10 protein-coding genes are annotated in these 12534 nt (G+C 31.3%); 9 read left to right on the forward strand and 1 reads right to left on the reverse strand.

Going from position 1 to position 12534, the window contains the following annotated elements:
• Positions 1–61: 61 nt before the first annotated feature.
• From KA833_RS08660 to holA, 3 genes are all read left to right on the forward strand, one after another.
• Positions 62–523: a ComE operon protein 2 gene (locus tag KA833_RS08660; RefSeq protein WP_046208130.1), complete on the forward strand. Its 462-nt coding sequence runs from the start codon at positions 62–64 to the stop codon at positions 521–523.
• Between the two features lie 164 nt (positions 524–687).
• Complete coding sequence (locus KA833_RS08665; RefSeq protein WP_245336289.1) at positions 688–2742, forward strand: DNA internalization-related competence protein ComEC/Rec2; 2055 nt, start codon at positions 688–690, stop codon at positions 2740–2742.
• A gap of 76 nt (positions 2743–2818) precedes the next feature.
• On the forward strand, positions 2819–3793 hold the full coding sequence (gene holA / locus KA833_RS08670; RefSeq protein ID WP_046208131.1) for a DNA polymerase III subunit delta: 975 nt from the start codon (positions 2819–2821) through the stop codon (positions 3791–3793).
• A gap of 225 nt (positions 3794–4018) precedes the next feature.
• Here the strand turns inward: holA and rpsT are convergent, their stop codons facing one another.
• Positions 4019–4270: a 30S ribosomal protein S20 gene (gene rpsT / locus KA833_RS08675; RefSeq protein ID WP_046208132.1), complete on the reverse strand. Its 252-nt coding sequence runs from the start codon at positions 4268–4270 to the stop codon at positions 4019–4021.
• 318 nt (positions 4271–4588) lie between these two features.
• On the opposite strand from rpsT, the gene lepA reads away from it, so the two are divergent.
• From lepA to dnaJ, 6 genes are all read left to right on the forward strand, one after another.
• Complete coding sequence (gene lepA, locus KA833_RS08680) at positions 4589–6412, forward strand: translation elongation factor 4 (RefSeq protein ID WP_046208133.1); 1824 nt, start codon at positions 4589–4591, stop codon at positions 6410–6412.
• A gap of 100 nt (positions 6413–6512) precedes the next feature.
• Entirely contained in the window at positions 6513–7637 is a 1125-nt protein-coding gene (hemW, locus tag KA833_RS08685) for a radical SAM family heme chaperone HemW (protein WP_107526301.1), read from the forward strand.
• Between the two features lie 99 nt (positions 7638–7736).
• Entirely contained in the window at positions 7737–8717 is a 981-nt protein-coding gene (hrcA, locus tag KA833_RS08690) for a heat-inducible transcriptional repressor HrcA (protein WP_046208135.1), read from the forward strand.
• Between the two features lie 26 nt (positions 8718–8743).
• The gene (gene grpE, locus KA833_RS08695) at positions 8744–9370 is read left to right on the forward strand and encodes a nucleotide exchange factor GrpE (protein WP_064208889.1); all 627 of its coding nucleotides are present in this window, start codon (positions 8744–8746) and stop codon (positions 9368–9370) included.
• 51 nt (positions 9371–9421) lie between these two features.
• Positions 9422–11266, forward strand: coding sequence for a molecular chaperone DnaK (gene dnaK, locus KA833_RS08700; protein ID WP_046208137.1), 1845 nt, complete (start codon positions 9422–9424; stop codon positions 11264–11266).
• 137 nt (positions 11267–11403) lie between these two features.
• The gene (gene dnaJ / locus KA833_RS08705; protein ID WP_046208138.1) at positions 11404–12534 is read left to right on the forward strand and encodes a molecular chaperone DnaJ; all 1131 of its coding nucleotides are present in this window, start codon (positions 11404–11406) and stop codon (positions 12532–12534) included.

A 12534-nucleotide genomic window follows, 5' to 3' on the forward strand; every position in this document is an offset into this window, starting at 1 on the left:
TAAAAGCGATATAATCTATAATAAACATATTAAAGAATACATAAATTGGAGGCTAAGTATCATGGATCGTATTAAATGGGAAGAATACTTTATGGCGCAAAGTCACTTATTAGCATTGCGTTCTACATGTCAAAGACTATCTGTAGGGGCAACGATTGTAAAGGATAATAGAATTATAGCAGGAGGGTATAATGGTTCTGTGTCTGGCGAAGTACATTGTATTGATGAAGGATGTCTATTAGAAGATGGTCATTGTATTCGTACGATTCACGCAGAAATGAATGCTTTATTACAATGCGCAAAACAAGGGGTGTCAACAGAGGACGCAACGATTTATGTTACTCATTTCCCTTGTTTAAATTGCACCAAGTCTATTATTCAAGCAGGTATTAAAACAATTTATTATGCTGAAGATTACCATAATCATCATTATGCTTTAGAATTGTTAAAACAATCAGGTATTGTGTATAAAAAAATTCCATTTAATCAAGAACATGTAGCACAATATTTAATAAATAAATAAAATTGATTTATTATGCTTTAGCTTATTTAGCTGGTAACTTATTACTTTTTAATAAAGTTTTATCTCTTATTTTAATATTAGGCCTATTTATTATAATGAAAAGAAAAAGATTTAATGTAATTCATTTTATAATGGTTGCCATCATATCTTTAAGTAGTTATATGATGTTTCAAAATGATTTAAAATTAGAAAAAAATAACCATGCTTTACTTTTGAACAAAGCATTTCAAGGAGAAGCAAAGTTAATTACAAAACCAATTTTGGAGCATCATAAACTTAAAGGTAAGATTGAAATAAATAAAAAACATTATACTTACGTTTATAATTTACAAACATCAAAAAATATAGATTTAAAAAAAGTTTCTGCTTTTTTATTACAAAAAACCTGTAAAGTCAATGGGAAGTTTAATACTATAAAAAACGAACCAAATTCTAATCTTATTTTTATGATTCAAAATATTCATCTTTCAAGTTGTAAAACTAACAATAATAACTTTACTGATATTTTAAATAAACATAAAGCATTGATTTACGAAAGAATGCAACAATGGAAAATAATTTCACCTGAAAAAACGATTGCATTTATAACGGGTGATACATCACTTATGAATAAAGATGAATTAGATAGAATAAAAGAAATTGGCATAGCGCATCTTTTGGCTATTAGCGGGACACATATTGCTATTATTATTACAATTATAGGCTATATACTTAACAGATTAAAATGCCCATTGTTTTTAATTAAAATAATATTAATCATATTATTACCTATCTATTGCATGTATACAAACATGTCGGCAAGTGCCGTCAGAGCAATATTAATGAGTTTGATAATAATCATTTTTCCAAAATACATTATAAAGCATTCAATGAACGTTTTAGCTTTTTTATTTATTTGCTTAACAATTTTAACCCCCTCGTTAATTTATCATATCGGATTTCAACTTTCGTTTTTAATTACTTTTTCAATCCTTTTTGCCAGCCCATTACTAAAGAATTTAGGTATCTTTAAATCTTTATGCGCTATCACATGGATAGCACAATTAAGTTCATTTATTTTAAGTTGTATCCATTTTCACCAAATTCAATGGATTGGCTTGATATCTAATATCTTTTTTGTTCCATTTTATTCTTTCATACTATTTCCTTTTGTTATTTTTCTTACTTTTATAATACATTTACCATTCAAACCTATTATTATAACCAATTTATATAACTTATTAATTATTTTTCATGATAAAATGGTTGAACTTTTTGATAAACTCAACTTTTTTAAATGGTATATTCCTACATTAAATAATCTTCAAATAGCTATAATAACTATCGTTGCATTTTTGACCTTAGTTCTATTCGTTCATAAATGCTATAAACTAATGTCAATTACTTTAATTACTTTGTATATTGTCTCTACAATGCTACCTCAAGTGCATGCATATCAACTTACTATGTTGGATGTAGGGCAAGGGGACTCACTTTTATTTGAAACTCAATACCACGAATCACTATTAATCGACACGGGTGGTAACTTTAATTCGAAACAAAAAGTTGCGAATCATAATATTTCTAGATATCATATCTTACCAACTTTAAAACGACATAATGTAAAAGAACTTGATTACGTTATAATTACTCATCCTCATCTAGATCATATGGGTGAACTAAGTTATTTAATTAAACAACTCAAAGTTAAAAGTATCATTATCAATGCTAATAGTTTTAAAATGAAAGAATTAAATCTTTTAAAAGTGAAATGTATAAAAAAAGGCATAAAGTTAATAGATTTTAAAAATAAATCACAATTTTTTATGAATAAAGCGAAAATTAATCTGTTAGATGCTACTATTCCTAACTCTAATAATTTAAATGAACAATCAATTATAATATTGATACAGTACAATAGTTATAAAATATTACTGATGGGTGATGCTACAAATCTTAACGAAGAGAAATTGATACATAAATATCATTTATCCAATGTTAATATTTTAAAAATTGGTCATCATGGTAGTCGTACGAGTACAAGTAACAGTTTATTGCAATCAATTAGACCAAAAATAGCTCTAATTTCGGTAGGAGAAAAAAATAAATATGGTCTTCCTAATCGTCAAATTATTGATAGATTAAGATATAATAATATTAAAGTTTTTCAAACAAATGTAAATGGAGAAGTGAACATTTTATTTAAAGATCAAATAGAAATAAAATCTCAATACCATTGAAATTTTTTAGTTAGTGAGAAACTATTAGGCGTGTTATAATTACAAAATGTGTAATAGAATTGAAAGGGTGCCGAGAATGAGTAGCAATATAATAACGATATATGGTGAAGTACCTGAATTAATTGAAAAAAAAGCTTCTGAAGTTATTGAACAATATTTAGATGCACCAAAAGATGAATTCAACTTCGTTAAATATAACTTATATGAAAATGATTTAGCTCCAATTATTGAAGAAACGCTTACCATGCCATTTTTCTCTAATAAAAAAGCTGTTCTAGTACAAAATGCATATGTTTTTACTGGTGAGAAACCGCCTAAAGAATTAAATCATAACATTGATCAACTGATAGAATTTATAGAAAAATATGATGGTGACACTTTAATATTGTTTGAAGTTAATCATTCTAAATTAGATGAGAGAAAAAAAGTTGTTAAATCATTGAAAAAACATGCGCAAATTAAAAAGATAGAACAAATGTCAGAAGAAGAAATAAAACATTGGATAAAAAGTCAACTGCATGAGAATTATAAAGATATTAAGCAAGATGCGCTTGATTTAGTTATTGAATTAACAGGAGTTAATTTTAATGTTGTTAAGCAAGAGATAGAAAAACTCATTTTATTTTTGGGTGATAGAACGACTATTAATAAAGATGATGTTCATCAAATTGTAAATAGAAGTCTAGAACAAAATGTTTTTTTGCTCACTGAATATATACAAAAAAATAAAAAATCAAAAGCCATTCAACTAGTTAAAGACTTAATAGCAATGAAAGAGGAGCCTATAAAATTATTAGCACTGATTACAAGTAATTATCGACTTTTTTATCAAAGTAAAATATTGGGACAAAAGGGCTATAGTGGCCAACAAATTGCTAAAACAATCAACGTTCATCCCTATAGGGTGAAGTTAGCTTTAAACCAAGCAAGGCATTATGAATTAGAAAGTTTATTAAATATTATTGATAATTGTGCAGAAACAGATTATAAATTAAAGTCATCTTATATGGATAAACACCTTATCCTCGAATTGTTTATTTTGTCCTTATAAATGTGAAGCTTTTTGTTTTCGTCTAGTCATTTCACTGGATAGATTTCTGTAGATGAATTATAAAGCATGTTGATAGTTATGATGCTAAAACTAATAAATATTAAAGTTGTAAAAAAGCCCAGAAATGATTTCTCTTATTATAAATCATTTCTGGGCTAAACTTATGTAGCAGGTCGCATGAAATATTGAAATAAAAAAAGTTCAAGCGTAGGCTTGAACTTTAGTTTATTTAGCAGCTGTCATTAAAGAAGATTTAATTCTAGCAGCTTTGTTAGAATGTATTAAGTTGCGTTGCGCAGCTTTATCTACTTTTTTCAATGCAAAGCTAATTAATTCAGCTTTGTTGTCAGCGTTAGTGTCAATTGCTGTATGAGCTCTTTTCACAGCTGTACGCATTGCATTTTTTTGTGAAATATTACGTTCCTCAGTTACACGAGTAGTATTAACACGTTTAATTGCAGATTTAATGTTTGGCATGTCTGTCACCTCCTAAAAGTGTGATCTTCGCTATCAAAAATTAATTTGATTACAACAAGAAATATTTTATCAAAACAACCAAGTTTCTGCAATCATTTATTTATAATAAGGCGCGTAAACTCGCGATAAATGATACAATAATAATTATAACAAGAAAAGATATTAGTAAAAATAGTAACATAGCGACGAAAGATAAACATAAATTCAAATTTTACTATTAATTTTATCAAGTTTGCAATTAGTAGATAAAAACGTTATTATATCAAAGAATGTCATACATATTACGGGCTAGAATTATGAAAGTGAGACTGATAATACATGGATAAAGAAAATCGTTTAAACAAGCGTGAAAATATAAGAAACTTTTCTATTATTGCACATATTGATCATGGAAAATCTACATTAGCAGATAGAATTTTGGAAAATACTAAATCTGTTGAATCACGTGAAATGCAATCACAGTTATTGGATTCCATGGATTTAGAGAGAGAACGTGGTATAACAATAAAATTAAATGCGGTACGTTTAAAATATGATGCAAAAGATGGTGAGACTTATACGTTTCATTTAATTGATACACCTGGACACGTAGATTTTACATATGAAGTTTCAAGATCATTAGCTGCATGTGAAGGCGCTATATTAGTAGTAGATGCTGCACAAGGCATAGAGGCCCAAACATTAGCCAATGTTTATTTGGCATTGGACAACGATTTAGAGTTATTACCAGTTGTGAATAAAATAGATTTACCAGCAGCGGAACCTGAACGTGTAAAGCAAGAAGTAGAAGATGTCATAGGACTAGATAAAGATGATGTTGTATTAGCTAGTGCAAAATCAAATATTGGTATTGATGATATATTAGAAAAAATTGTAGAAGTCGTGCCACCACCACAAGGAGATCCAGACGAACCATTAAAAGCATTGATTTTCGATTCAGAATATGATCCCTACAGAGGGGTTATTTCATCAATTAGAATTGTTGAAGGTACTTTGAAAACGGGTGATGAAATAAAAATGATGGCTACAGGAAAATCTTTTGAAGTTACAGAAGTAGGCATCAATACACCAAAACAATTACCAGTTAGCGAGCTAACTGTTGGAGATGTTGGTTATGTCATTGCTAGTATCAAAAATGTAGATGATTCACGTGTCGGGGATACAATTACCCATCTACACCGTCCAGCAGCTGAGCCGTTAAAAGGATATAAGAAAATGAACCCAATGGTTTTCTGCGGTTTATTCCCTATAGACAATAAAGACTATAACGATTTACGTGAAGCATTAGAGAAGTTACAGTTGAATGATGCTTCATTAGAATTTGAACCTGAGTCTTCTCAAGCATTAGGTTTTGGATACAGAACAGGGTTTTTAGGCATGTTGCACATGGAAATTATCCAAGAACGTATTGAACGTGAATTTGGAATAGAATTAATCGCTACAGCCCCATCTGTAATTTATGAATGTATTCTTAAAAATGGTGATGAAATCTCAGTCGATAATCCAGCGCATATGCCTGAAAGAGATCAAATTGATACGATTTATGAACCTTTTGTAAGAGCGACAATGATGGTACCAAACGATTATGTGGGGGCAGTTATGGAATTGTGTCAACGTAAGCGTGGCCAATTTATTAATATGGAGTATTTAGATGATATACGCGTTAATATTATCTATGAACTGCCTTTATCTGAAGTAGTGTTTGATTTCTTTGATCAGCTAAAATCAAATACAAAAGGTTATGCTTCTTTTGACTATGAATTTATTGATAATAAAGAAAGCGACTTAGTTAAAATGGATATATTACTAAATGGAGAGAAAGTAGATGCACTTAGCTTTATAGTTCATAAAGACTTCGCATATGAAAGAGGGAAAGCGTTAGTTGAAAAGCTTAAAACGCTAATACCTAGACAACAGTTCGAAGTACCGGTACAAGCAGCAGTTGGACAAAAAATAGTTGCTCGTACAAATATAAAATCAATGGGTAAAAACGTTTTATCTAAGTGTTATGGTGGCGATATTAGTCGTAAAAGAAAATTATTAGAAAAGCAAAAAGCTGGTAAGGCAAAAATGAAAGCAGTGGGTAATGTTGAAATACCACAAGATGCTTTCCTTGCAGTGCTTAAGATGGACGAAGATTAATATGATTTTTTAAACATTGGGGCCTTAAATCCATTCGATTTATGGCCCAGTTTTTGTTATATGAATCTATTTTATTTAACGAAAGAAGGTCATTTCAAAAATGGAAGTGAAAAGTGCTTATATCCATATCCCTTTCTGTGTCAAAATTTGTACTTATTGCGATTTCAATAAATACTTTATACAAAATCAACCAGTGGATCAATATTTAGATTGCTTAATTAACGAAATGAAACAGAGCGAAGTTAGATCTTTAGAAACCGTTTTTGTGGGTGGTGGGACACCTACCGCTTTATCATATGAGCAACTGAAAAAACTATTAACTGCAATTACAGATATTTTTGAAATTAAAGGTGAATTTAGTTTTGAAGCCAATCCGGACGAACTAACTTTAGCCAAAGTACAACTTTTAAGAGATTATGGTGTAAATAGATTATCGATGGGCGTTCAAACATTCAAACCCGAATTACTAGCGATATTAGGACGTTCTCATAAGACAGAGGACATTTATAGAGCAGTGAACAATGCAAGGAAAGTTGGTATACCTTCTATAAGTTTAGATTTAATGTACCATCTACCCCAGCAAAGCCTAGAAGATTTTCAAGAAAGTTTAGAAAAAGCGTTAGCGATGGATATTGATCATATTTCAAGTTATGGATTGATTTTAGAGCCAAAAACTCAATTCTATAATATGTACCGTAAAGGTCAATTGAAAATTCCAAACGAAGATGTTGGTGAAGAAATGTACGAATATTTATTAAAGCGAATGCACGAGACTGAATTACACCAATATGAGATTTCAAATTTTGGTAAAAAAGGACATGAATCAGAGCATAATAAAGTATATTGGAAAAACGAAGGCTATTATGGATTTGGCGCAGGGGCAAGTGGTTATGTAAATGGCGAGCGATATAATAATGTAAACCCTGTGAATCATTATATAAATAAGATACAAAATAAGGAAAGGCCCGTTCTTGACTCAGTTTATCCAACAGAAAGTGAACAAATGGAAGAGGAAATGTTTCTAGGTTTAAGAATGAATCAAGGCGTTAGTAGAAAACGGTTCGAACAAAAATTTAATAAAACAATTGATGATGTTTATAACGACACAATCAAAGATTTAAAGCAACGAGAATTAATTAATGATACTGGCGGATATATTTCTTTAACAGAGAGAGGTAAAGTAATTGGAAATCTAGTATTTGAGTCGTTTTTACTAAATGTTTAATTTTTTTCAAAAACTAGGGCTTTAACATTGACTTACTTTGACCAATTTGATAAATTATAATTAGCACTTGAAACAAAAGAGTGCTAATGAGGTGAAAACATGATTAGTGATAGACAATTGAGCATTTTAAATGCAATTGTTGAAGATTATGTTGATTTAGGTCAACCGATTGGTTCCAAAACACTGATTGAAAGACATAATTTAAATGTTAGTCCTGCTACTATTAGAAATGAAATGAAACAACTAGAAGAACTACAGTTAATAGAGAAGACACATACTTCATCAGGACGTTCGCCGTCAGAGTCAGGCATCAGATATTATGTGAATCAATTATTGCAACAAACATCTCATCAACAACACAAAAAAATACAACGTTTAAGAGACTTACTGGTTGAAAATCATTATGATATCTCCTCAGCTTTGAGTGAGTTCGCAAATGAACTTTCAATCGCTTCTCAGTATACAACGTTGGTAATGCGTCCAAATCACAAAAAAGATATTATTAATAACATTCACTTGATTCGAGCGAATGCATATTTAGTAATCATGGTTGTTGTTTTTACTTCTGGCCATGTTGAGCATTTACATTTAGTATCCAAAGCACGTTTATCGAGTGATGAATTGACTAAAATAGCTAACTTTGTGACTGCAAGATACAATGCATTAAATCAACAACGCTTAGAAAATGAACTTAATGCTTTTGCGAAGTCGGATTTTGAAAAAGACTTTATAAAAGAAATGTTAGATACGATAGATGTTCATTTTGATAATCAAAGTAATGGCATTTACATGGGTGGAAAGGTTAAACTAATTGATGCACTTAATGAATCAAATGTTTCTTCTATTCAACCTATCTTGCAGTATATTGAATCAAACAAAATTACTCAGCTACTTGATGAAATGTCAAATTCATCAATTAATGTTAAGATTGGACAGGAAATCGAATCAAGCTTGAGCGATATTTCTATCGTCACTACAGAATATCATATTGATGATAGACTTAAAGGTCAAATTGCGGTTATCGGACCAACGGCAATGAACTATCAGAATGTAATACAATTACTAAATACGATTTGGTAATTAAGAATTGTATTGGAGGGCAGAAAATGACAGAAAAAAATGAATCAGTATTCGATGAAAACGAAAAAACTGAAGATATTAATCAAGAATCACAGAACGACCAAACTACTTCAGTTGAAGATGCTGATGAAATGAATAATGAATCACAAGATAATCTGCAAGAAGAAAATTCTGAAGATACTGAGGCAGATATCGATCCTAAAGATGAAGAAATTCAACAATTAAAAAATAATGTTCAAGAAGAAGAAGAAAAATATTTAAGATTATACGCAGAATTTGAAAATTATAAGCGTAGAATCCAAAAAGAAAATCAAACGATGAAAGCATATAAAGCTCAGGATGTTTTAAATGACATTTTACCGACTATAGACAATATAGAACGAGCTTTACAAATCGAAGGCGAAGATGAGCAATTTAAATCATTACAAAAAGGTGTGGAAATGGTTTATGAAAGCTTATTGAACGCATTGAAAAATAACGGTTTAGAAAAAATTGAGGCTGAAGGTCAACAGTTTGATCCAAATATACATCAAGCTGTAGTACAAGACGACAATCCTGATTATGAATCAGGTCAGGTCACTCAAGAACTACAAACTGGTTATAAATTGAAGGAACGTGTTTTAAGACCTTCAATGGTTAAAGTAAATCAATAGTTATATTGATGAAAATACCAAATTTTCAAAACAAACAGGAGGAATTTAGTTATGAGTAAAGTAATAGGTATTGACTTAGGTACAACAAATTCATGTGTAGCAATTTTAGAAGGTGACGAACCAAAAGTTGTTCAAAATCCAGAAGGTGCTAGAACAACACCATCTGTTGTTGCATTTAAAAATGGTGAAACTCAAGTAGGTGAAGTTGCTAAGCGTCAAGCAATTACTAACCCTAATACGATTCAATCTATCAAACGTCATATGGGTACTGAACATAAAGTAGATGTAGAAGGTAAATCATATACACCACAAGAAATATCTGCGATGGTATTACAAAACCTTAAAAGTACAGCAGAAGATTATTTAGGTGAAAAAGTAGAAAAAGCAGTTATCACTGTTCCTGCATACTTTAATGACAGTGAACGTCAAGCTACAAAAGATGCTGGTAAAATAGCTGGCTTAGAAGTTGAACGTATCATTAACGAACCAACAGCAGCAGCATTAGCTTATGGTTTAGATAAAACTGAACAAGACCAAAAAGTCCTAGTATTTGACTTAGGTGGCGGTACATTCGACGTATCTATTCTTGAATTAGGTGACGGTGTATTTGAAGTACTTTCTACTGCAGGTGATAATAAACTAGGTGGAGATGACTTTGACCAAGTTATTATCGATTATTTAGTAGCAGAATTTAAAAAAGAAAATGGCGTAGATTTATCACAAGACAAAATGGCATTACAACGTCTAAAAGATGCAGCTGAAAAAGCTAAAAAAGATTTATCAGGTGTTTCTCAAACACAAATCTCATTACCATTTATTTCTGCAGGTGAAAATGGTCCATTGCACTTAGAATTAAGTTTAACACGTTCAAAATTTGAAGAATTAGCTGATTCATTAATCAGAAGAACAATGGAACCAACGCGTCAAGCTATGAAAGATGCTGGTATTAGTAGTTCTGATATCGATGAAGTTATTTTAGTTGGTGGTTCAACAAGAATCCCTGCTGTTCAAGAAGCTGTGAAAAAAGAAGTGGGTAAAGATCCTCACAAAGGTGTTAACCCAGACGAAGTAGTAGCAATGGGTGCTGCTATCCAAGGTGGCGTTATCACTGGTGACGTTAAGGATGTAGTATTATTAGACGTAACACCTCTATCATTAGGTATTGAGATTATGGGTGGACGTATGAATACATTGATTGAAAGAAATACTACTATTCCGACATCTAAATCACAAGTGTATTCAACAGCAGCAGATAATCAACCAGCAGTTGATATTCACGTATTACAAGGTGAACGCCCAATGGCTTCTGACAACAAAACACTTGGCAGATTCCAATTGACTGATATTCCACCAGCTCCACGTGGCGTACCACAAATCGAAGTAACTTTTGATATCGATAAAAATGGTATCGTTAATGTTACTGCAAAAGATTTAGGTACTAATAAAGAGCAAAATATCACTATTCAATCAAGCTCTTCACTTTCTGACGAAGAAATCGATCGTATGGTTAAAGATGCTGAGGAAAATGCTGAAGCAGATAAACAACGTCGTGAAGAAAGTGATTTAAGAAACGAAGCAGATAGCTTAGTATTCCAAGTTGAAAAAACAATTACTGATTTAGGTGAAAACATCAGTGAAGATGATAAAAATAATGCAGAAGAGAAAAAAGAAGCTTTAAAATCTGCGCTTGAAGGCGAAGATATTGATGATATTAAAGCTAAAAAAGAAGAATTAGAAAAAGTAGTTCAAGACTTATCTGCTAAAGTTTACGAACAAGCTGCTCAAGCACAACAACAAGCACAAGGTGAACAAGCAAATGGTTCAGATGATAGCAATGTTGAAGATGCTGATTTCACAGAAGTGAACGAAGACGATAACAAAGACGATAAAAAATAAGTTTAGTTATTAATTGCTATTAAAAGCAAAATATGACACAATTGCTTAGCCAAATTAAGTCAAAGTCAATTGAACATTGGCTTTGACTTTTTCCTTTTTAATAAGTAATTTAATCCATCGTAAAAGGAGAGATAAAAGTGGCCAAAAGAGATTATTATGATATCTTAGGTGTCAGTAAAGACGCTTCTAAAGATGAAATAAAAAAGGCTTACCGTAAATTATCAAAAAAATATCATCCTGACATCAATAAAGAAGAAGGCGCAGACGAAAAATTTAAAGAAATCTCAGAAGCATATGAAACATTGAGTGATGAAAACAAACGTGCAAATTATGATCAATTTGGTCATGATGGACCACAAGGTGGTTTTGGCGGCCAAGGATTTGGTGGTCAAGACTTTAGCGGTTTCGGTGGTGGCTTCGAAGATATATTCAGTTCATTCTTTGGTGGTGGACGTCAAAGAGACCCAAATGCACCTAGAAAAGGTGATGACCTACAATATACAATGACTGTTACCTTTGAAGAAGCCGTATTCGGTACAAACAAAGAAATTTCAATTCGCAAAGATGTAACTTGTCATACCTGTGATGGCGAAGGTGCTAAACCGGGTACTAAGAAAAAAACGTGTCATTACTGTAATGGTTCAGGACATGTTGCAGTAGAACAAAATACGATTTTAGGTAGAGTTAGAACTGAAAAAGTTTGTCCAGTATGTAGTGGTTCTGGTCAAGAATTTGAAGAACCTTGTCCAACATGTCATGGTAAAGGTACTGAAAATAAAACAGTTAAAATTAATGTGACAGTACCTGAAGGTGTAGATAATGAACAACAAATAAGATTAGCAGGTGAAGGTGCACCAGGAGAAAACGGTGGACCACAAGGTGATTTATACGTTGTATTTAGAGTTAAACCATCTGAAACTTTTGAAAGAGACGGCGACGATATTTACTTTTCACAAGATATTAGTATTGCGCAAGCAACGCTTGGTGATGAAGTCAAGGTTCCAACCTTAAAAGGTCATGTAATGTTAACAATTCCTGGCGGAACACAATCAGGTAAACAATTCCGTCTTAAAGAAAAAGGCGTCAAAAATGTTCATGGATATGGTTATGGTGACTTGTTTATCAATGTAAAAGTTGTTACACCTACTAAGATAAATGAACGTCAAAAAGAATTGTTAAGAGAATTTGCTGATATTGATGGTGAATCATTAACTGAACAACCATCAAATTTTAAGGACAAAGCAAAAAGATTCTTTAAAGGAGAATAA

Source organism: Staphylococcus sp. GDY8P67P (assembly GCF_017892545.1).
GTDB classification, from domain to species: Bacteria; Bacillota; Bacilli; order Staphylococcales; family Staphylococcaceae; genus Staphylococcus; species Staphylococcus ureilyticus.

Bases quoted from the DNA above. Each gene is read 5' to 3' on its own strand.
- KA833_RS08660 (WP_046208130.1), top strand. From the start codon at position 62: ATGGATCGTATTAAATGGGAAGAATACTTTATGGCGCAAAGTCACTTA.
- KA833_RS08665 (WP_245336289.1), top strand. From the start codon at position 688: ATGTTTCAAAATGATTTAAAATTAGAAAAAAATAACCATGCTTTACTT.
- holA (WP_046208131.1), top strand. From the start codon at position 2,819: ATGAGTAGCAATATAATAACGATATATGGTGAAGTACCTGAATTAATT.
- rpsT (WP_046208132.1), bottom strand. From the start codon at position 4,270: ATGCCAAACATTAAATCTGCAATTAAACGTGTTAATACTACTCGTGTA.
- lepA (WP_046208133.1), top strand. From the start codon at position 4,589: ATGGATAAAGAAAATCGTTTAAACAAGCGTGAAAATATAAGAAACTTT.
- hemW (WP_107526301.1), top strand. From the start codon at position 6,513: ATGGAAGTGAAAAGTGCTTATATCCATATCCCTTTCTGTGTCAAAATT.
- hrcA (WP_046208135.1), top strand. From the start codon at position 7,737: ATGATTAGTGATAGACAATTGAGCATTTTAAATGCAATTGTTGAAGAT.
- grpE (WP_064208889.1), top strand. From the start codon at position 8,744: ATGACAGAAAAAAATGAATCAGTATTCGATGAAAACGAAAAAACTGAA.
- dnaK (WP_046208137.1), top strand. From the start codon at position 9,422: ATGAGTAAAGTAATAGGTATTGACTTAGGTACAACAAATTCATGTGTA.